Consider the following 21610-nt stretch of genomic DNA (forward strand, 5'->3'; position numbering starts at 1 on the left):
CAATTCTAAAAACATCTAAATCTGTTGAAAAAGAAAACCGTCCCAAAATGACTTTTGAGACGGCCTCCTTAACCTTAATTCAAGTAAGCAGATTACTTTTTATTGTTATCGTCTACTTCTTCAAATTCTACATCAGATACATCTCCTTCAGATCCTGCATCTGCCTGACCTTCAGCATTTGCTCCTGCTCCCCCAGCCTGATCAGCACCAGAAGCTGCATACATTTCCTGAGCCGCACCTTCCCAGGCTTTGTTTAGGTCTTCCATAGCTTTTTCTATGGCATCAACATCCTGAGCCTGATGTGCTTTCTTCAATTCTTCAAGAGCACCGTTGATTTTAGTCTTGTTATCATCAGAGAGCTTCTCTCCATACTCTTTCAACTGCTTCTCAGTTTGGAAGATCAATGAATCCGCAGCGTTGATCTTGTCGATCTTTTCTTTTGCTTGCTTGTCAGCTTCAGCGTTGGCCTGAGCTTCCTGCTTCATTTTTTCGATTTCTTCATCGGTCAAGCCTGAAGAAGCTTCGATTCTGATTTTTTGCTCTTTACCTGTACCTTTATCTTTTGCAGAAACATTCATGATACCATTAGCATCGATATCGAACGTTACTTCAATTTGAGGCACACCTCTTGGAGCCGGTGGAATTCCGTCAAGATGGAATCTACCGATCGTTCTGTTATCTCTCGCCATTGAGCGCTCTCCTTGTAGTACGTGAATTTCTACAGAAGGCTGATTGTCAGCGGCAGTTGAAAATACTTCAGATTTCTTTGATGGAATCGTAGTGTTCGCTTCTATTAATTTGGTGAACACACCTCCCATAGTTTCGATACCTAAAGAAAGTGGAGTGACATCAAGGAGAAGTACATCTTTAACTTCACCAGTAAGTACACCACCTTGGATTGCAGCACCAATAGCTACTACTTCGTCAGGGTTCACGCCTTTTGAAGGTTTTTTCCCGAAGAACTTCTCAACCTCTTCCTGGATTTTTGGGATTCTTGTTGAACCACCTACCAAGATTACTTCATCAATGTCAGAAGGGCTAAGGCTTGCATCTTTAAGAGCGACCTTACAAGGCTCCATGGATCTTTTGATCAGATCATCAGCAAGCTGCTCAAATTTTGATCTTGTTAGTTTCCTTACCAAGTGTTTTGGCACACCGTCAACGGGCATGATGTATGGTAAGTTGATTTCAGTTTCAGTAGAGCTTGATAACTCTATTTTAGCTTTTTCTGCAGCTTCTTTCAATCTCTGAAGAGCCATAGGGTCTTTTCTAAGATCTACATTCTCGTCATTTTTGAATTCGTCTGCCAACCAGTTGATAATTACCTGGTCAAAATCATCCCCACCCAAGTGAACATCACCATTGGTTGATTTCACTTCAAATACGCCATCACCAAGCTCAAGGATTGAGATATCAAAGGTACCACCACCAAGGTCATACACAGCGATCTTCATATCCTTATCTTTCTTGTCAAGACCATAAGCTAAAGCAGCAGCCGTAGGCTCGTTAATGATCCTTTTTACTTCAAGTCCGGCAATTTGACCAGCTTCTTTAGTGGCATGACGTTCAGCATCATTAAAATAAGCAGGTACGGTAATTACCGCCTCTTTAATTTCTGTTCCCAGGTAATCTTCAGCAGTAGACTTCATTTTCTGAAGGATCATTGCTGATATTTCCTGAGGTGTATAGTGTCTGTCTCCTATCTTAACTCTTACGGTATCATTGTTACCTTTTTCAAGAGAGTATGAAACAGCTTTGCGCTCTTCGCTTACCTCAGTGTACTTTTTACCCATAAATCTCTTTACAGAGCTGATGGTGTTATGAGGGTTAGTAATAGCTTGCCTTTTCGCAGGATCTCCCACCTTTCGCTCACCTTTTCCATCGTCAAGAAAAGCGACAATCGAAGGAGTTGTTCTTCTACCTTCGCTATTTGGGATTACCACAGGCTCATTTCCCTCCATCACGGCAACGCAAGAGTTGGTTGTTCCTAAGTCAATTCCAATAATTTTTCCCATGATAAATTCTTATTTATTAATATTCAGTTTCAAAAGATTTTATTCGTTATCAATAGTTTATCAATGGTTATGCCAAATGAAATAATGTGACAGATTGGCAGTGTTGGCGGTGAATATTAATTAAAAAAGCCCTGCTCAAATATTTGAGCAGGGCTTTTTTAATTATGTTTCTTGATTTATAGTTTTTCAAAAACTATAACATCTACCTCTCCTGAAACATTAAGCGCGTTACCGGTTTCGTTAGATGCAGCAGCCATAGTAAAAGAAAATTTGAATTTTAAATTATTTGTGGTTTCATCAAAGTTGTAGTCAGTAATTTCAGCAGTTGTTGGAGTTCTGAAAATTTGCTGAAATACTTTCAGATCAGTAGTGACAATATTTTTACGGAAGTAGAATGAAGATATCTTAAATGTTTTGCTTTCACTTTGCGCATCCGTTACATCAAAACTTATTTGCATATATGAGTCTTGATAAACATCGTCTGGAGCGCTTAAAAAGCGTTCAACTTTAAAATTGTAGTCAGTGCCTTTGGTAACAATATTATAGCTTGCAAGGTCATCCACCGCAGTAAATTTGAAGTCGGATGTATCTTTAAATGCAATCTCATCTGAGCGGGTTCCATCCAGAAATACCCTGATATTGCCATATTTAACAAGCTCATCAAACCCTACACCATTTTCGCCATCCACACCGTTTTCGCCATCTACTCCGTTAGTGCCATCAGCTCCATCTGTCCCGGCAGGGCCGGGTTCCCCATCTTCGGCACAATTAACCAGTGAAATGCTCATTATTACAACAAAAAATAAATAGAATAACTTTTTCATAAAGTAATTAATTAAAAAATTAGAAAAAAACTTACTTGATTAGATGTAATATGGGGGCTGCAAATTTAAATAAAAATAGAGAAAAATATAGATGACTTAACTTTTTTGAATGTCCATAACAGATTATTTGGCTGAAAGTCATTAATATATGGAAGGATATTGGCAATTGAGATGCTTAGAAATTCTTTCAGAAACCTAAACTTAAAAGTAAACATGTAACTTTGCAGCTTCGAAATTTATAATATGGCATTAAAAGAAGAAATAGCAAAGCGAAGGACATTTGGGATTATCAGTCACCCGGATGCAGGAAAGACAACACTAACAGAAAAACTGCTGCTTTTTGGAGGAGCGATACAAACTGCCGGGGCGGTGAAGTCAAATAAAATAAAAATGCATGCCCGTTCTGACTGGATGGAGATAGAAAAGCAGAGAGGTATATCAGTGGCTACTTCCGTCATGGGCTTTAACTATAATGGGAAAAAGATAAACCTGCTGGATACCCCTGGTCACCAGGATTTTGCCGAGGATACTTACCGTACGCTAACTGCTGTTGACAGTGTGATCATGGTAATTGATTGCGTAAAGGGTGTGGAGATCCAGACAGAAAAGTTAATGGAGGTTTGTCGTATGCGTAAAACCCCCGTGATATGCTTTATTAATAAGCTCGATAGAGAAGGGCGTGATCCATATGATTTGCTTGATGAGATTGAGGAGAAACTTGATATTAAGGTAAGACCTTTAAGCTGGCCAATCAGTATGGGTAAGACTTTTAAGGGTGTTTATAGTCTATATAATAAAACGCTACATCTTTTTCAACCTAGTAAAACTAAGGTGGAAGGGGATGGTATGACCATAAAAGATATCAATGACCCATTTATTGATAAGGAAGTAGGGGAGAGCTATGCTAATCAGCTTCGAGAAGATGTAGAGCTGATAGAAGGTGTCTATCCTGAGTTTGATGTTGATGAATATTTGGCAGGAAATGTTGCCCCCGTGTTTTTTGGGAGTGCAGTTAATAATTTTGGAGTTAAAGAACTTTTAGATTGTTTTATTGACCTAGCTCCGGCTCCAAAATCAAGGGAGACCGAAGAAAGAGTTGTCGCTCCTGATGAAAACAAATTTTCAGGTTTCATTTTCAAGATCCATGCAAACATGGATCCAAATCACCGGAATAGAATTGCCTTTATTCGAGTGTGCTCTGGAAAATTTGAAAGAGGGACTAATTATTATCATGTGCGGGCTGATAAAAAAATCAGATTTTCGAATGTAACGGCTTTTATGGCTCAGGAGAAGGAATTGGTAGATGAGGCGTGGCCGGGAGATATCGTTGGTTTGTATGATACCGGTAACCTAAAAATAGGTGACACTATTACGGAAGGAGAGAAGGGAGTTTATAAAGGTATACCCAGTTTCTCACCAGAGATATTCAAAGAAGTGGTGAATAAGGATGCTATGAAAACCAAACAGTTGGAGAAGGGTCTTAATCAATTGATGGAGGAAGGTGTAGCTCAATTGTTTTCATATGAGCTAGGGTCCAGAAAGGTTGTGGGAACTGTTGGAGCACTTCAATTTGAGGTAATTCAGCATCGCTTGAAGCACGAGTATGGTGCCTCTTGCGATTTTATGCCTATGAACTTGTACAAGGCTTGTTGGATAAGTAGCAAAGATAAAAAGGCGCTCAATGCATTTGTTGATTCCAAATACAGACACATTGCCAAAGATAAAGATGGAAAACTTGTCTTTATGGCAGAGTCACGTGCCTGGCTTACCATGGTGCAGGACAATTTCCCTGATATAGAGTTTCATTTTACATCGGAGTTTTAAATAAATTAGAGAAGAGGTTCATGCTTACCAAAAAAGATATATTATATGAAGACAATCACCTGTTGGTTGTTAATAAACCAGCAGGACTGCTCGTTCAGGGAGATAAAACAGGGGATGTAACACTTGCTGAAGAAGGTAAGGCCTATATTAAAAAAGAATACAATAAGCCTGGAGCGGTTTTTCTAGGCGTTATTCATCGGCTTGACCGCCCAGTAAGTGGTACTGTAGTAATGGCCCGAACCTCTAAAGCCCTTGAAAGAATGAATAAGGCTTTTAAGGAACGACAAATAGAAAAAACCTATTGGGCAATAACAACACACCGCCCTCCCAATACTCAGGGAGAGCTTGTTCATTGGCTAAAAAAGAACACAAAGATTAATAAAGCGGTTGCCTCTAATAAGCAGGTCAGTGGCTCACAAAAGGCCATATTGAATTATAAGTTGATCGGTCGTATTGCTGAATATTATCTACTCGAGATTAAGCTGATGACTGGGCGGCCACACCAGATTAGGGTACAATTGGCGAAAATCGGCTGCACTATTATGGGAGATGTGAAGTATGGAGCTAGTAAACCCAGCAAGGATGGTAATATTTATTTACATTCCAGATCAGTTTCTTTTGAGCATCCTGTGAAGAAGGAAAAAATGTCCTTTACCGCGCCGGTGCCAAATGATCAGATTTGGAAACTATTTGATAACTAATGAGGAAACCCGGCTGGTTAGATAAGTTGGAAAGGAGATGGAATGTGACAACAATCCAGGCTATTGTTATTTTAATTGTTTTTGCGTGCACTGGCTTTACTGTATTGTTTTTAAAGGAACCCATTTTATCACTAATAGCAGAAAAGGAAGATAGAAATTGGGTCTTTACCTTGTGCTATTATTTACTTATCCTGCCTGTTTATAACACCATTCTACTGGTTTATGGATTTCTGTTTGGTCAGTTTAACTTTTTCTGGGAGTTTGAGAAACGAATGTTCCGCAGAATGTTTGGGAAGTAGAGACTCTTCTGGTATTGCGGTTCAATAAGGTCGGCTCATGGTGTATGGGGCTGTTTTTTATGTGCTTCTTCTGGGTAGAACTTAAAAAGTTATTAGGTTTGGTGATTTCGCTGAGAAAACAATTAATGCCTCCATGTAAGGACTGATGCTTTGTAAATAAAAAGGCTGTTTAGATGTTTCTCAACTTCTAAACAGCCTTTTCAAAGCTTTATATTAAAAATTTACTCTCCAATCAAACCGTCGGCGAGTAAAACTATTTTATTATTAAGCACCTCGACAACACCCCCGGATATTTCCACGTTGTGTTTCCCTTCTTTGTTTTGATAAGTCACAGTACCCTTGCCTAGGCTACTTACTAAAGGGGCATGGTCATTTAAAACTTGAAATGAGCCGTCAACACCTGGAAAAGCAATAGCATTGACTTCTCCTTCATATACTTTTTTAGCAGGTGTAACTATTTCTAAAAACATATGACAAAATTTGGTTTAATGGTCCGTTAAAAGACCTGATAAAAAAGTGTGAGGTTAATCACCTCACACTTACCAGAATTTATTTTTTGGTTTCAGCGAGCATTTTCTCACCTTTCTTAATAGCATCTTCAATTGAACCCACAAGGTTAAATGCCATTTCAGGAAGATGGTCAAGCTCCCCATCCATAATCATGTTGAAGCCTTTGATAGTATCTTTGATGTCAACAAGAACACCAGGGATACCTGTAAACTGCTCTGCAACGTGGAATGGTTGAGAAAGGAATCTTTGTACCCTTCTCGCTCTGTGTACAACTTCTTTATCTTCATCAGAAAGTTCGTCCATACCAAGGATGGCGATAATATCCTGAAGTTCTTTATATCTCTGAAGAATCTCTTTAACTCTTTGCGCGCAGCCATAGTGCTCATCACCTAGTACATCTGCACTAAGAATTCTTGAAGTAGAATCCAATGGATCCACAGCAGGATAGATACCTAGCTCAGAAATCTTTCTTGAAAGTACCGTTGTAGCATCAAGGTGAGCGAAGGTAGTAGCAGGAGCAGGGTCAGTCAAGTCATCCGCAGGTACATAAACAGCCTGTACGGAAGTAATAGATCCCTTTTTAGTTGAAGTAATTCTTTCCTGCATAGCACCCATTTCTGTAGCCAATGTAGGCTGGTAACCTACCGCAGAAGGCATACGACCAAGAAGAGCTGATACCTCAGAGCCTGCCTGAGTGAAACGGAAGATGTTGTCAACGAAGAAAAGAATATCTTTTCCTTGCCCTTCCCCGTCTCCATCACGGAAGTACTCTGCAAGGGTAAGACCAGACAATGCTACTCGAGCACGAGCACCAGGAGGTTCATTCATCTGACCAAATACGAAGGTTGCTTTTGATTCTTTAAGTTTTTCCTGATCAACAAGACTAAGATCCCATCCGCCTTCTTCCATAGATTTTGTGAATGCTTCACCGTAAGTTACAATACCAGATTCGATCATCTCACGAAGAAGGTCATTACCTTCACGGGTTCTTTCACCTACACCAGCAAATACTGATAGACCAGAGTATGCTTTCGCAATGTTGTTGATTAACTCCTGGATAAGTACGGTTTTACCTACACCTGCACCACCGAAAAGACCAATTTTACCACCTTTTGAGTAAGGCTCGATAAGGTCAATTACTTTAATACCTGTGTAAAGCACCTCAGTTGAAGTAGAAAGGTCTTCAAATTTAGGAGCTTGTCTGTGTATTGGTAGTTTTGTGTCGCCGGAGGGTTGTGCAATACCGTCAATGGCTTCACCAATTACGTTGAACAGTCGGCCCTTGATATCATCACCTGTAGGCATGTTAATAGGAGCGCCAGTATCAATAACTTCCATTCCTCTGATCAAGCCTTCGGTACTTTCCATGGAGATGGTTCTTACTCTGTCTTCTCCAAGGTGTTGCTGGCATTCCAATACCACTTTTTGTCCGTTTGCTTTGGTTACCTCTAATGAATCAAGGATATTAGGTAATTTAGCACCCTCAGCATCAAAGCTAACGTCTACTACGGGGCCGATTACCTGGGTAATTTTACCAATATTTGCCATCTTTTATTGTTTTATAGAAATGATTTAGTGCCTCGATAATTTCAGTCCGCAAACCTACACGTAAATTATCCATAAAGCAAAGCTAAGGTGCCTTTTTTAAGTCTAAAGTTAATCTAATGGCTTTTGGCTCAGGTGTGTAATACAATACGGAAGGTAGTGCCTTGGTTTTCTTCTGATGATTTGACAAAAATCTTTCCTTGGTGATAAATTTCAATGATCCTTTTTGCAAGTGTCAGGCCCAAACCCCAGCCGCGTTTTTTTGTGGTAAAACCTGGGCTAAAGACTTGTCTTATTTTAGATTTTGGTATTCCTTTTCCAGTGTCTGTTATATCCACAAACACACGATGGTCACTACCTTTTAATATATAGATGTTGATTGACCCTGAACCACTCATAGCATCAACGGCATTTTTGCATAAATTTTCGATTACCCACTCAAAAAGAGGGGGGTTGATCATAGCAGTGATCTGTGGTGTTAATGAGTCAACAGTCATGTTGACTTTTGGGGAGATTCTGGGCTTTAAGTAATCAATGATATTTTTGATCAGTACTTCAACATTTTCCTCAGAAAGCACTGGTGTGGAGCCAATGTTGGAAAACCGCTCAGTAATTACCTGCAATTTTTTTATGTCTTTATCTAGTTCGTCAAACAGATTCTTATCTTCTATCTGAGCCTGATCTTTGAAGTATTCTACCCAGGCCATTAGAGATGAAATAGGGGTGCCTAGCTGATGGGCGGTCTCCTTAGCCAGGCCAACCCATACGCGATTTTGCTCAGCGGCTTTGGAGTAGTTGAATATTAAATATACTATAAATGCAAATAACGAAATGACTGATAGCTGTACATAAGGGTAATAGATTAGTTGGGTAAGTAGAAATGAGTTTTTATAGTAGACATACTGGACTTCGTATATTTCATTGGTATTCGGGTCTTTTAACCTGACCTCTATGGGATCATAAGTGTCTCTCATTTCTTCCAACTCTTCATACAATTGTTGATTCATTTGCACCTGAGATGCAGAAGAATCAATTTCTATATTACGATGTCCTGTAATTTCTCCATTTTCAGTAATTAGTATAGTAGGGATGGAGTTATTTTCAAATAATATCTGGTCAGTGATAAAGTATATGTTATTATCAAGGCTTTCATTTGCTGTATATTCCAGCGCCTTAGCAAAAAGTTCGATTTGTTTTCGCTCTCGTTCCTTTAACTGGTCAACTAGTATGTCTGTATAATATATGGAGGCAACGCTTATAAGTACAGACACTACTAAAACGATCCACTTGATCTTGGATTTATTGTAATAGATATCAATGCCAGTTGCTTTGTTTGTTTTAGCCATAGATGCCCCTAAAGTTGATCAAAATAAAATAAAAAAACCGGATAATAAACATTATCCGGTAACGACAGGCTGTCTTTGCAATTGTTCTGGTTGGTGTAGTTCATTGATATTTGTTAGTTCTTCATCATGAACCACTTGGCCAGGGTTTTGTAATTTACCTTAACACCATGCATAAGGATACCTACCCTGTAAATCCTGCCAGCCATCCAGGTGGTGAATATAAATCCAAGCACCAACAAAACCATGGATAGTGCCAGTTCCCAGGCAGGAACACCAAATCCGATACGGCCCATCATAGCGATAGGTGAAGTGAATGGAATAATAGATAGCCAGAAGCTAACGTTCCCATCGGGATTGGTAATAATGCTTTGCATACCTATGATGCCCGCAATGAGCGGTATCATGATTGGAAACATGAATTGCTGCGCTTCTGAAGGGGAGTCTACAGCAGAACCGGCAGCAGCAAATAAAGCGCCGTATAACATATACCCCCCGATAAAGTAAAAAATAAAGGTGAGGATAATCTTTGTAAACGGAATATTAGCAAGCAAACGCAAAAATTTTTCTGATGTTTCGACATCTGCTCCTTGTATGGCAGCCTCATGAGGTATTTCTAAGCCCAGCAGGCCTAATACTGTTGTAGATAAAATAGCTATGAGTACTACCCAAATTAGCACCTGGAAAAGGCCTACTGACGCTACTCCCAATATTTTGCCAAGCATCAACTGGAAAGGTTTGACAGTTGAAATGATTACTTCTACAATTTTGCTGCTTTTTTCTTCAATTACGCCTTGCATTACCTGTCCCCCATAGGCAAACATGAAAATGTAAATTAGAAATCCTGTAAAATAACCTATGGCAAATGAAATTCCAGCATCGCTTTCCTTTTCCTCTCCTTCTGCGATGTTTACAGATCGCAGGTCTACCTTGGTTTTTAGTTTGTCAAGTACTTCTTTGTCAATATTGTAAACTTGGAGCTTGTCATCCTTTATTGCATCCTCTATCTCATTTTCAATATCTCCAATGGTGGAGAAGCTCGGGTTACTTTTGGCATAAAGAACGAAGCCTTTCGGGGACTCAATGTTAAACTCAGGTATATATAATAGACCGTAATCTTCAGATTCAGCAAAGGCTGTTTTTGCTGTTTCCAGATCTCCGGTGACTTTAACGAACTCATACTTATCTGTGTTTTCAAAATTGAATGAGCCTTGTTGGTCCAAAACATGGATTACCTGAGCATTTGCATTCTCAGATTCTTTTTTCATCACATAACCTATCCCACCTATTAATGCAGGAAAAATCAGAGGAACAAGAATGGTTGCTATTAGAAATGACTTTTTCTTAACTCTGCTCAGGAACTCTCTTTGTATAATTAGAAACGTTTTGTTCATTTGTTACCTCCTACTTTAGAAATGAATATTTCGCTGATACTTGGAATTTTCTCAACAAATGAGTGAACTTCCGTGACTGCAACAAGGCTTTTGAGTAATTCATTTGGGCTTGTTTCACCAGCTATTTTCACAATGCTTTTATAAAAATTTTCATGTAGTAAGTTGTTGTCGAGTACTTTAAAGCTATCAGGAAGTGACCCATTGAGTGCTCCCTGATGTTCCACTATGTATGTGTTTGATTTGTAGGAGTGCTTGATATCCTTTTTAGAGCCTTCCAGTATTAACTTTGAGTTATTGATCAGGGCTATATGGTCGCAAAGCTCTTCTACTGACTCCATTCGGTGAGTTGAAAATATAATAGTACTACCTTTATCACGAAGTTCGAATATTTCTTCCTTTATCAGGTTGGCATTTACCGGATCAAAACCTGAGAATGGTTCATCGAGAATAATAAGTTTTGGCTCATGAAGTACAGTTGAAATAAATTGTATTTTTTGTGCCATACCTTTTGAAAGATCTTCCACTTTCTTGTCCCACCATTCGTAAATTCCGAGCTTTTTAGTCCATGCCTTGCTTCGGAGGATAGCCTCCTTTCTGGTTAGGTTTCTGAGTTGGCCAAGATACACCAACTGTTCACCAACCTTCATTTTTTTATATAGACCCCTTTCTTCAGGCAGGTATCCTATGATAGAAATGTGTTCTGGGCTTAGTTTTTTTCCATTAATGAGAACTTCCCCCTCATCAGCATCTATGATCTGGTTGATAATCCGAATCATAGTTGTTTTTCCTGCACCGTTGGGGCCTAATAACCCAAAAATGCTTTGAGAGGGAATACTCAGGCTTACATTATCGAGAGCGGTATGATTGGAGTACCGCTTAGTGATATTTTTTGCAATAAGTGCTTCCAAAATTCTTGTGGTTTAGTTTCTGTTTCAGAATCAATGCTTTACAAACAGTGAATATATCCATAGATAAGATGAATCCAATGACGAAGCTATCACAAATGGGTAAGAAGGTGAAAGTAAACTATAGGGAGCGGTTATATACTCTGCTAAAAAAATATAAATGGGAGGTGAAAATTTTTATTTCTTTTCTTTGAAAACAATGCTGCCCATGCTTACATCCAAGTTGAAAGACAGCAGGTTGTCTGCATTTTCATCATAGGCCTCATTCACGAATACATTGTCGGAAAGCTTCTTGAAGGATTTGGTGAGTTTTACTTTGCAGAGCCAGGAGTCATTTACAGATACTATAACGGGGATTTCATCTTCTGGGAGCATAATCATCAGGTTGCCGGCTCCAACGCTGCCCTTTATTTCACTTCTTACCTGGGGTTTGTCACTGAAATCAAGAAGGAGATTGCCAAAACCAATATCTGCAACAACGTGCTTGGACTTTGAAAGATTAAGCTTTTTTACATTTACCGAGCCGAGATCAACCTTTACATAAAAGGTATCCATTACTATCTGATTCTTGACGCCCGATAAGTACCCAATATTAACATCTGCACTACCTGTATGTATTTTTAACTTTCCTATGGAAAGCCCTGAAAGGTCTATATCGGCTTCTCCAATCCCGTATTTGAGATTTAAATTGTAACTTTTATTATCGGTAAGATAAACCTTCCAAAGCTTTTTGGTAGACTCATTTGATGAACCAAACATGCGATAGGAGATGGACTGACTAAGCCCTTCTGATTTGTCATCTTCAAGAGCCAGTTTTATTGTGCAGGTTTTATTTCTTATAGATTTATCAAAAGAGTGAGAATAATTGTCATAATTCTGATCACTATATACGTTGAGAAGCTCAGTGCTTTTACTTGGCTTTAATAAGCAGGAGCCGCTATTGACACTAAAGTGAAGATCAACTCGCTCTACGGTTTTAATATCTTCAACCGAAAACTGTTTTTTAACCTGTGAAAACGAAAGGGTAGTACTGATGATCCCTGCACCCAGTAAAAAAATTCTTCTCCGCATAGTGTGTGTAAATACGGTATTTGTTTTTGTTGAGTTACAAGACATTAGAAAATTATCAATAAAAAAAGCGACAAATAGCAAATTTGTCGCTTTCTTCCAATTTCATCTTTTTTTATTCAAAAAACTCTCTCATTTTTCCGAAAATACTTTTTTCGCTTTTTCCGGGTTTTGGGTGGAAATTAGCAGAGTCACGCATACTTTCAAGTTTTGCTTTCTCATCTGAGGAGAGGTGTTTTGGGGTCCATACATTTACATGTATAAGCTGATCACCTTTGCCATACCCGTTAAGGTCTTTAATACCTTTACCTCTTAGCCTCAGTATTTTTCCGCTCTGAGTTCCAGGTTCTATTTTAATACGTGCTTTGCCGGATATTGTAGGAACTTCTACAGATGTGCCTAAAGCAGCGTCAATAAAGCTGACATAAAGGTCATAAACTACATTGTTTCCCTCGCGGATCAGCTGATCATTTTCCTTTTCTTCTATTACGATAAGGAGGTCTCCAGCTAAACCACCTCCTGGGGCCTCATTACCTTTGCCAGACATGGAAAGCTGTATTCCGTCAGATACGCCACCAGGTATTTTTACACTGATAACTTCTTCTTTAGGTACGAGTCCAGAACTATCAACACCAGGAGGTCTGTGATCTATAATCTGCCCTGACCCGTTACATGAAGGACATGTGCTGGTTGATACCATTTGTCCGAGCATTGTGTTTACGGCCTTACGTACCTGGCCACTACCATGACAGGTAGAACAGTTTTTGAAAGTAACACCCTCGGCTCTAACGAGCCTGTTTACCTTTATTTTTTTCTCAACACCCTCAGCTATCTCTTCCAGTGTGAGTTTTAGTTTAATACGAAGGTTTGATCCTTTCCGCTGCCTTCTGCGGCCGCCACCGCCACCGAAGAAACTCTCAAACGGGCTGCCACCACCACCAAAGATATCTCCGAATTGAGAGAAAATATCATCCATGTTCATGCCGCCGCCGAAGCCACCGCCGTTCATGCCTGCATGACCAAATTGATCATATCTCTGTCTTTTCTCAGGGTTGCTTAGTATTTCATAGGCTTCAGCAGCTTCCTTAAATTTATCCTCAGCCTCAGCATCATCTGGGTTTTTGTCTGGGTGGTACTTGATGGCCACCTTTCTGTAAGCCTTTTTTATTTCTTCCTGAGAAGCGGATTTATCCACTCCTAAAATCTCATAAAAATCTCTTTTCGCCATAAACTTGAATTTTCTCGCTCTTAGTTTCCTATAACTACTTTGGCGTATCTGATAACTTTATCCTTTAACATATAGCCTTTTTCTATAACATCTACCACCTTGCCTTTCAGGTTCTTTTTAGGTGCTGGTATTTGGGTGATGGCCTCATGGTATTCTGAGTCAAAGTCCATTCCCTCTTTACCTTCCATTGCTTTCAGGCCTTTTTGCTCTAAAACTTTTTTAAATTTATTCTGTATGAGTTTTACACCCTCCTTAACAGCATTAAGGTCAGTGCTTTTATCTTCAAATGATTTTTCAGCTCTTTCGAAGTCGTCAATCACAGGTATCAAAGCAGTCATCAGGTCCTCATGAGCTGTTTGTACCATGTCCAGCTTTTCCTTCGCTGTTCTTCTTCTGAAATTTTCAAATTCAGAGTAAAGGCGTAGGTACTTGTCTTTGCTTTCTGCCAATTCGTCTTTTAGACGTTTCAGTTCATTGTCAGCAGTATCACCTTCACTTGAATTTTCTTCTTCAGGCTGGTTCTCGACTTGCTCTTTTGTTTCATCAACATTTTCAGGTTTTTCACCCATTTCAGCAGCTTTTGCATCTTGCTGAGTTGATTCCGTGGTATCTTTCACTTCGTTTTCTTCTATATTCTCCTTGTTCATAGCTAGTTATATACCTTTACCTTGTACATTATTCAAATTGATTGACAATTACTCTGCCAAAACACAAAGTTATGTCAAAATGACATCCTATTGAAATTAACTATCTGTTGATTGTGGTTATTTGTTCAAGTGCTTCCAGAGGAGGTCCTTCAATTCTACAAGTCCGGTTTGAGTAACAGCAGAAATGAAAACGTGTGGAAGCTCCACGGGTAATTCCTCCTTCATTTCACTCATTAGCTCTTCATCCAGAAGATCTGATTTAGATATGGCCAGTATTCTGTCCTTATCGAGCAACTCTGGATTATATTTTTTTAACTCTCCCAAGAGTATCTGATATTCTTTAATGATGTCTTTAGCATCAGCAGGTATCAAGAAAAGTAGTAGGGAGTTACGTTCGATATGTCGCAAAAACCTAATTCCAAGACCTTTTCCTTCTGCCGCTCCTTCGATAATACCAGGTATGTCAGCCATGACAAAGGACTTGTAGTCACGGTAGCTCACTACTCCCAGGTTTGGGGTTAATGTAGTAAAAGGGTAATCAGCAATTTCAGGTTTGGCGGCAGAAAGCACAGAGAGCAATGTTGATTTTCCTGCATTTGGAAAGCCCACAAGGCCTACATCTGCAAGAAGCTTTAATTCTAAAACTATCCATTCTTCTTTTCCTGCTTCTCCTGGTTGAGCAAAGCGAGGGGTTTGGTTGGTGGCTGTTTTGAAATTTTCATTGCCCAGGCCTCCACGGCCTCCCTCGGTAAGAATTACTTCCTCACCATCCCCGGTAATTTCAAACAGTTTTTTCCCGCTTTCGAAATCTTTGACTACGGTACCTAAGGGAACTTCCAGAATAATGTCTTCTCCCTGGGCACCACTTCGCCGTCCTCCTTCACCAGGCTTGCCATTTCCGGCAATAACATGCTTTTGGTATTTAAGATGCAATAATGTCCATAGTTGAGTATTTCCTTTGAGGATAATATGGCCACCACGACCGCCATTACCACCATCAGGGCCACCTTTGGGAACATGTTTTTCACGCCTGAAATGGACGGAGCCAGCGCCTCCAGCTCCTGATCTCGAGCAGAACTTTACGTAATCAATAAAGTTAGATGAAGACACTCGCTTGTTTACTTTTCTATTTTGAGGGAATCAATGACATCACAGATGTTATTAAAGATATCATCAATAGACCCTACGCCATGTATGCCGTTAAATTTATTCTGATTCTTGTAGTATTGAGAAACAGGTAAAGTTTCTTTTAGGTAAACCTGGATACGATTATCTATTTTTTCTTCGTTCTGGTCATCGACCCTTCCTGAAATCTTTCCTCGCTCCAATAATCTTTTCTTAAGCTCTTCAAAAGGAACCTCCAAGGAAATCATGCCTGAAATAGGGTTGCCTTTGCCATTCATTAGCTTATCAAGTGCTTCTGCCTGATTGATTGTACGGGGAAAGCCGTCAAAGATAAAACCGTTAGCCTCAGAGCTATTTTTGATCTTATCATCTACCATGCCTATTACCACTTCATCAGGTACCAGAAAGCCGTCGTCCATATATTTTTGGGCGCTTTTTCCTAATTCTGTACCTTCGTTTAGGTGCTTTCTGAATAAATCTCCGGTTGAGATATGCTCAAGATTATATTTACTAATGAGCTTTTCACTCTGGGTGCCTTTTCCAGCTCCGGGAGGGCCAAATAGTACTATGTTTAGCATCACATGTTTTTTTAAAAGGGTTTAAATATAATGGAAAATTAGGGGATTACTCCTTGAGTTGGTAAATGTCTTTTAAATTTCTCCCCAATCCATCATAATCCAAGCCATAACCTACAACAAATTTTTCAGGAATGTCAAAGCCTATGTACTTTAACTTTTCTCCTGATACATTTGTCTTGGGCTTTTGAAGAAGTGTAATCACTTCAGTGGAACTTGCCCCAAGGGACCTGAATTCCTCAAGTATTTTTGCTATTGTCCGGCCCGTATCGATAATGTCTTCAATGATGATTACGTCCTTGTTGAAAATATTTTCATTGAGGCCGATCAATTGCTTAACATTACCACTACTCTCCATTTCTTCATAAGAAGCAACTTTAACAAATGATATCTCGCAGGGAATATTAATTTCTTTCATTAGGTCAGCGGCAAACATAAATGACCCGTTTAGAATTGCTACGAAAAGGGGCTTCTTGTCTTTATAATCACTATTGACCCTGGTCGCAAGATCCTGGATTCGTGCAGTGATTTCTTCGCTGCTGATAAATTTTACAAACTCTTTGTCTTTGACTACCATAAGTAAAATAAAAATGCCTTCTGTAGAACAAAAGGCATGCAAATATAAAAATTATATTGGAATAGGAACTGAAAAAGCAAAAATCAAAGATTCTTCATAAGTACTTTGTAAAGTTCAAGCATACAAACGATGTCATGTTTATGTACTTTTTCTTCTGGAGAGTGTACGTTTTCTTCTGGGGCACCTATGAAGCACCAGTCAAAAGGGTAAGGCGATATTTGAAGCTCTCGTCCATCACTAGAGCCACTTGCTTCCACTTCCAGTTGATAAGGAATTTTTGAGTCGTTTGCTATTTGTACAATACGCTTAATGTAAGATTTTCTAGGTATGTTTCGGTCTCGAATAGAGATCACTACACCCTCTCCCGGGTAAACCCCATCGGTTACCCAGGTGATGTCTGAGATCAAGCCTTGAGTTATCTGCCACTTTTCATAAATAAATCTAACTAAAAAAGGAATGGACCCTCCGCCATGCTCTTCCCAGCAGCTAAATACCAATACTCCATTTTCTAGTGTTTCAGCAAGCTTTAATAGGTTGTATACTCCAAGCCTGTTGTCGAGGTAGCAACTAGTAACTTCAGTTTTGGTCTCTTCAAATTCACACTTGAAAACAAGGTCCGTTCCTCGGTCAATTGCACGGGCAAATTTATAAAATAGCTGATGGTCTTTATTTACTTCCAGTTCGCACTCAATTGGCCCAAGGCTATCTTCCCCAACAAGTTTATAACCACTATGAGCTTCCGGGCCACCAATGGCTACTAACTGGTTTTGATAACGAACTGTAAAACCAATGGAATCCATGTGAGCAAATGCAGCTGTTTTAGGCGTTCCAAACTTTAAGATAATACAGTCCTGGAGCCCGTGACCATGAAAAATTTCGGGCTGGCAAACCCATTTATCTTTTTCGCGATCTACAAAGTCCAGGATAAAATCTTTCATTCCTAATTCATTTCCTGATGGAGCATGTATTTGACATAGTTGTTTCAGCAAATTGATGTCAGATAAATGGGGCTTCATTAAATATTGCTATTAAAAGATTGGAATCTATTGTTATTTTTTAATTTTCGTTAAATTTAGATTTAAAATTAACTTAGGCCTAATTTTTTTCGAATCCTGCTTCTTTATTTTTAATGTTAAAAGTACTCAATCAGTCCAATTCAGCTGCTAATCATTTCCTGTTTGAAATGAGGCATATAGATACCCAGAAAGATCGCGCGAAATTTAGAAATAACCTCAGAAGGTTAGGAGCGGTGATGGCATATGAAATATCAAGGACATTAAAATATGCTAAGACAACAGTGACAACACCTCTTGATACCATGGAGGTTGAGTTATTGGCCGAACAGCCTGTTTTAATCTCCATATTAAGAGCGGCCCTGCCCTTTTCTGACGGTTTTGTAGAAATGTTTGATCAGGCTGATGTAGGATTTGTAGGAGCCTACAGGAAGGGGGGAGGAGAGGAGATTGTGGTTAATTTTGAATATATGGCTACCCCGTCGTTGGATGGCAGAGTAGTTATCGTGGTGGACCCCATGCTGGCAACAGGTAAATCTGCTGTGGAATCGATAGATCATTTACTCAATAATGGCAAGCCAAGTCATATTCATATAGCAGCCGCTGTTGCTGCACCGGAAGGAATTGATTATCTTTCAAGGATGTTGAAGGTTGAACATACCATTTGGACCGGTGCTTTGGATGAAAAGCTCAACAGTAAATCCTACATTGTGCCCGGGCTTGGTGATGCCGGAGATTTGTGTTTCGGACCGAAATTATAAATTAACACATGCTGCTGAATATATTAATGTTAGTTGTGGGCCTGTTTGTCCTCATAATAGGGGGTGACTTTCTTGTAAAAGGCGCATCAAGTATAGCATTAAGGGCTCATATATCTCCATTGGTGGTGGGGCTTACCATAGTGGCTTTTGGCACATCTGCACCTGAGCTTCTTATTAGTATAAAGGCAGCTTTGGATGGCAGTCCGGATATGACCATGGGAAATGTGGTAGGGTCAAATATTTGCAACCTTGCGCTTGTGCTTGGTGTGACTGCTACTATTGGTGTAATCAAAGTCAACTCTGATAGTATCAAGATTGATTGGCCGGTAACCATGGGGAGTTCATTGCTGCTCTACTTTGTGGTGAAGGAAGATGCTGCCATGATCAAAACTTATGAGGGGATCATATTCATTGTACTTCTTGTTGTGTATACAGTCTTTATTATAAGAAAATCACGCAAAGAAACTAAGGCAAGAAAAGCTTTGGAAGAAGAAATGGAGGACGTTGCCCCATCCAGTTATATTGGGAAAGATGCATTTTCTATTTTAGTAGGGTGTGCAGGGTTATATTTTGGCGCAGATTGGTTTGTGGGAGGAGCAAAAAACCTAGCGTTGTTTTTGGGAGTAAGTGAGCGTGTTATAGGTATAACAGTGCTTGCATTGGGAACAAGCCTGCCCGAGTTAGTTACCTCTATAGTTGCCTCAGTTAAAAAGGAGACTGACCTTGCTTTGGGTAATTTAATGGGATCGAATATTTTTAATATTCTTTCTATCCTTGGCATAACGAGTATCATCAAAGATATACATGTTAGCGGTGAGATAATAAAACATGATATGGTGGCTATGATAGGGGTTACACTTCTTGTGCTACCCATGATGCTTTATAAAAGGAAAATGGGTAGAGTCTCTGGGGCCATTTTGCTCGCGATTTATATTTTTTACACTTATACGGTTATAACATAATTTACTGAAGCCAGGTTGATTTTTGCAATGGAAGAATTGGTATTGAAGGCCCTTACGATTATCTTATTAACCATGCTGAAGTTTATTTTCGGCCCTACACTTGGGTATGCCGGGGGATTTAGTTTATTATCTACAATTCTTATCACTATTGTGGGTATGATGTGTAGTGTTTTGTTGTTTACTTTCCTAGGGAAAATTTTGCGTGAAAAGGTACTTGTTAAACTATTTGGGAGTAGGAAAAAATTCACCAAGAGAAACAGGCGGTTTGTTGCGATCTGGAAAAAATACGGTTTGCCAGGTGTAGCTTTTCTTACCCCTCTACTTCTTACCCCAATAGGGGGAACACTACTCTTGGCCAGTTTTGGTAGTTCTAAGCGAGAAATTGTGATTTCTATGTTTCTGAGTGCAGTATTTTGGTCATCCTTCTTTTCTATATTGATCTATACCCTAGGCCCTGAAGTTATGTCGATTTTTTCCCGTTAGTTCTTTTTGTCGTTGTCTTCGTCAGGAAGCATTTCAATATCTTGTATCAAAACACTTTTTGATATATTTTTTCCGGTAATAGTTGCTGCTAACCCTCCAAGAGCGGTTTCTTTATAGCGGTTTTCCATACTTTGTCCAACCTCAGCCATTGCATCTACACATTCATCCACTGGAATAACACCACTCACGTTGGCCAGTGCAATTTGTGCCGAAGAGTTCGCGATGGCTGCTGCACTTGCATTTCGCACTACACACGGCACCTCTACAAGGCCGGCAACGGGGTCACAAACTAGTCCCAGCATACATTGTATAGTAATGGCAACCGCATTGAAAACCTGATTTATATTACCTCCAAGGCAGTATACAATAGCTCCTGCTGCCATGGCGCCGGCACTGCCGGTTTCTGCCTGGCAGCCACCTACTGCACCTGCCAGCGATGCCTTTTGCTCTATAACCAGAGCGATGCCTGCCCCAACCAATAGGCCTTCAAGTATTTTGCGGTCTGGCAGGTTATGGATTTCCTGTAAAGTATATAGTGTGCCAGGTAATATGCCTGATGCTCCGGCAGTAGGAGCAGCTACAATTCTGCCCATACATGAATTCACCTCTTTTGCGGCAAGAGCCCTGGAAATAAGGTTTTGAAACTCTTTCGAGAGTACAGCCAAGTCGTGTTTGAATACTTTTTTTGCCCCGTTGTTGATCATTCCCGACCGAGAGGTCATATCCTCTTGCAAGCCAGTCTCAACTGCGTTTTTCATAACTTCATAGGCTTTGCCTAGTCCTTCCCATACCTGTTGCTCACCCCGGCCTTTCTGTTCCTTTTCATATTCAAGTACAGGCTCAAAAAGATTCATATCGTGCTCTTCGCAATAGGCTTTCCAACCATTAAAATCTGAAAATAAGAAACTCATAATTCGCGTGTTTTTTCAAAGTTAATCAGTAACTCCAACAAAAACAGAATTTGAAAACAAAAGGTTTTTTAGCCCCAAAGCTCAAACACTTTCCGAAGGAGGACTAGTGATATAACAATGGTAAAGACTATGGAAATAGTTCGGGATGATAGCCGATCACTAAGACTCGTGCCCAAGGGAGAGGATATTATTACGCCGATAGATAGGGGAATAGCAACGGGAAGTAAAATATAGCCCAGGTGGGCATAGGGTATATTTGAAGATGGTGTATTTAACAGGTTTAGTATAGTAAGCATAAAGGCAATGCCAAATATAGCTCCAAAAGATATAGATTTAGCCTTTTTTATATCCATTTTGAGCCATAAATTAAGCATAGGGATGATTATAGATCCGCCACCCAGGCCTGTTATTGAGGATACTATTCCAGCCGTAATGCCTGTGATGGTTAATCGGGCCTTGCTCTGAACCTCGTCGTAATGAAAAGGCTTACGAAGTTTGTAGATGGTTCTGAAAATGATATATGCCAGAAATATAATAATTATAAAATTGTAAGTGTCTTTGGAATACTCTTCGCGTAACACAAAAAAATGTAGTACAAGTGATGCAGAAATAACAGCAGATACTGTCACCCATAACATGTCTTTAGGGTATACCTGTTTTTTCCTCCACATGGTAAGGTTATTCACAAATGCGGAGCACATGGTGGCAAAAATGGTGTTAGCGATGGTGAACCGTACCATTTCTTCATCCGGCATGTTCATATATTGAAGTGCCAGAGGAATGACTACAATCATAAGAAAGCCTGTGCCAATACCCGTAAGACCTGCTATAAAACCACCTACTAGTCCGGCAAGAGATAGAAGAAAGTAAACCATGAACTTTTTCTGACTGATTATAAAT

Annotated in this window: 22 protein-coding genes; 6 read left to right on the forward strand and 16 right to left on the reverse strand. The window is 39.6% G+C overall.

Going from position 1 to position 21610, the window contains the following annotated elements:
- Positions 1-92: 92 nt before the first annotated feature.
- Together dnaK and JMN32_RS10755 are read right to left on the reverse strand one after the other, a co-directional pair.
- Entirely contained in the window at positions 93-2015 is a 1923-nt protein-coding gene (dnaK, locus tag JMN32_RS10750; RefSeq protein WP_202856340.1) for a molecular chaperone DnaK, read from the reverse strand.
- A 176-nt stretch (positions 2016-2191) separates the two neighbouring features.
- Complete coding sequence (locus tag JMN32_RS10755) at positions 2192-2839, reverse strand: collagen-like protein (protein WP_202856341.1); 648 nt, start codon at positions 2837-2839, stop codon at positions 2192-2194.
- A gap of 243 nt (positions 2840-3082) precedes the next feature.
- On the opposite strand from JMN32_RS10755, the gene JMN32_RS10760 reads away from it, so the two are divergent.
- Genes JMN32_RS10760 through JMN32_RS10770 form a run of 3 tightly spaced genes read left to right on the forward strand, consistent with a single transcriptional unit; the run spans position 3083 to position 5663 of the window.
- The gene (locus tag JMN32_RS10760; protein WP_202856342.1) at positions 3083-4663 is read left to right on the forward strand and encodes a peptide chain release factor 3; all 1581 of its coding nucleotides are present in this window, start codon (positions 3083-3085) and stop codon (positions 4661-4663) included.
- A gap of 20 nt (positions 4664-4683) precedes the next feature.
- Positions 4684-5364: an RluA family pseudouridine synthase gene (locus JMN32_RS10765; protein WP_202856343.1), complete on the forward strand. Its 681-nt coding sequence runs from the start codon at positions 4684-4686 to the stop codon at positions 5362-5364.
- Positions 5364-5663: a DUF6787 family protein gene (locus JMN32_RS10770; RefSeq protein ID WP_202856344.1), complete on the forward strand. Its 300-nt coding sequence runs from the start codon at positions 5364-5366 to the stop codon at positions 5661-5663. Before JMN32_RS10765 ends, JMN32_RS10770 begins: the two co-directional genes overlap by 1 nt.
- A gap of 221 nt (positions 5664-5884) precedes the next feature.
- Here the strand turns inward: JMN32_RS10770 and atpC are convergent, their stop codons facing one another.
- From atpC to JMN32_RS10830, 12 genes are all read right to left on the reverse strand, one after another.
- Complete coding sequence (atpC, locus tag JMN32_RS10775; RefSeq protein WP_202856345.1) at positions 5885-6133, reverse strand: ATP synthase F1 subunit epsilon; 249 nt, start codon at positions 6131-6133, stop codon at positions 5885-5887.
- 79 nt (positions 6134-6212) lie between these two features.
- Entirely contained in the window at positions 6213-7721 is a 1509-nt protein-coding gene (gene atpD, locus JMN32_RS10780) for a F0F1 ATP synthase subunit beta (RefSeq protein ID WP_202856346.1), read from the reverse strand.
- Between the two features lie 128 nt (positions 7722-7849).
- A complete protein-coding gene (locus JMN32_RS10785; RefSeq protein WP_202856347.1) occupies positions 7850-9064 on the reverse strand; it encodes a sensor histidine kinase in 1215 nt (404 codons plus the stop codon).
- Positions 9065-9177: 113 nt separating this feature from the next.
- Positions 9178-10455 carry an ABC transporter permease gene (locus JMN32_RS10790; protein WP_202856348.1) on the reverse strand — a complete coding sequence of 426 codons (1278 nt, stop codon included), beginning with the start codon at positions 10453-10455 and terminating at the stop codon, positions 9178-9180.
- Positions 10452-11363, reverse strand: coding sequence for an ABC transporter ATP-binding protein (locus JMN32_RS10795; protein WP_202856349.1), 912 nt, complete (start codon positions 11361-11363; stop codon positions 10452-10454). Before JMN32_RS10795 ends, JMN32_RS10790 begins: the two co-directional genes overlap by 4 nt.
- 174 nt (positions 11364-11537) lie before the next feature.
- On the reverse strand, positions 11538-12431 hold the full coding sequence (locus JMN32_RS10800; protein ID WP_202856350.1) for a hypothetical protein: 894 nt from the start codon (positions 12429-12431) through the stop codon (positions 11538-11540).
- A 112-nt stretch (positions 12432-12543) separates the two neighbouring features.
- Positions 12544-13656, reverse strand: coding sequence for a molecular chaperone DnaJ (dnaJ, locus tag JMN32_RS10805; RefSeq protein WP_202856351.1), 1113 nt, complete (start codon positions 13654-13656; stop codon positions 12544-12546).
- 20 nt (positions 13657-13676) lie between these two features.
- The gene (locus JMN32_RS10810; protein ID WP_202856352.1) at positions 13677-14303 is read right to left on the reverse strand and encodes a nucleotide exchange factor GrpE; all 627 of its coding nucleotides are present in this window, start codon (positions 14301-14303) and stop codon (positions 13677-13679) included.
- A 117-nt stretch (positions 14304-14420) separates the two neighbouring features.
- A complete protein-coding gene (obgE, locus tag JMN32_RS10815) occupies positions 14421-15413 on the reverse strand; it encodes a GTPase ObgE (protein WP_202856353.1) in 993 nt (330 codons plus the stop codon).
- An 8-nt stretch (positions 15414-15421) separates the two neighbouring features.
- Complete coding sequence (locus JMN32_RS10820; protein ID WP_202856354.1) at positions 15422-16006, reverse strand: adenylate kinase; 585 nt, start codon at positions 16004-16006, stop codon at positions 15422-15424.
- A gap of 46 nt (positions 16007-16052) precedes the next feature.
- Positions 16053-16580 carry a hypoxanthine phosphoribosyltransferase gene (gene hpt, locus JMN32_RS10825; protein ID WP_202856355.1) on the reverse strand — a complete coding sequence of 176 codons (528 nt, stop codon included), beginning with the start codon at positions 16578-16580 and terminating at the stop codon, positions 16053-16055.
- Positions 16581-16663: 83 nt separating this feature from the next.
- Entirely contained in the window at positions 16664-17596 is a 933-nt protein-coding gene (locus tag JMN32_RS10830) for a zinc-binding metallopeptidase family protein (RefSeq protein WP_238354432.1), read from the reverse strand.
- 113 nt (positions 17597-17709) lie between these two features.
- Here JMN32_RS10830 and upp point away from each other — a divergent pair, with 113 nt between their 5' ends.
- From upp to JMN32_RS10845, 3 genes are all read left to right on the forward strand, one after another.
- Complete coding sequence (gene upp / locus JMN32_RS10835; protein ID WP_202856356.1) at positions 17710-18354, forward strand: uracil phosphoribosyltransferase; 645 nt, start codon at positions 17710-17712, stop codon at positions 18352-18354.
- 8 nt (positions 18355-18362) lie between these two features.
- On the forward strand, positions 18363-19316 hold the full coding sequence (locus tag JMN32_RS10840; RefSeq protein ID WP_202856357.1) for a calcium/sodium antiporter: 954 nt from the start codon (positions 18363-18365) through the stop codon (positions 19314-19316).
- A 72-nt stretch (positions 19317-19388) separates the two neighbouring features.
- Positions 19389-19799: a hypothetical protein gene (locus JMN32_RS10845; protein WP_238354433.1), complete on the forward strand. Its 411-nt coding sequence runs from the start codon at positions 19389-19391 to the stop codon at positions 19797-19799.
- On the opposite strand, the gene sdaAA is transcribed toward JMN32_RS10845, so the two are convergent.
- Positions 19796-20710: an L-serine ammonia-lyase, iron-sulfur-dependent, subunit alpha gene (gene sdaAA, locus JMN32_RS10850; RefSeq protein WP_202856359.1), complete on the reverse strand. Its 915-nt coding sequence runs from the start codon at positions 20708-20710 to the stop codon at positions 19796-19798. The two genes, JMN32_RS10845 and sdaAA, sit on opposite strands and share 4 nt — an antisense overlap.
- 68 nt (positions 20711-20778) lie before the next feature.
- Positions 20779-21585, reverse strand: a complete 807-nt coding sequence (locus JMN32_RS10855) for a sulfite exporter TauE/SafE family protein (protein WP_202856360.1) — start codon at positions 21583-21585, stop codon at positions 20779-20781.
- Positions 21586-21610: the final 25 nt, after the last annotated feature.

The sequence above is a fragment of the Fulvivirga marina genome (assembly GCF_016775155.1).
Classification (GTDB): Bacteria; Bacteroidota; Bacteroidia; order Cytophagales; family Cyclobacteriaceae; genus Fulvivirga; species Fulvivirga marina.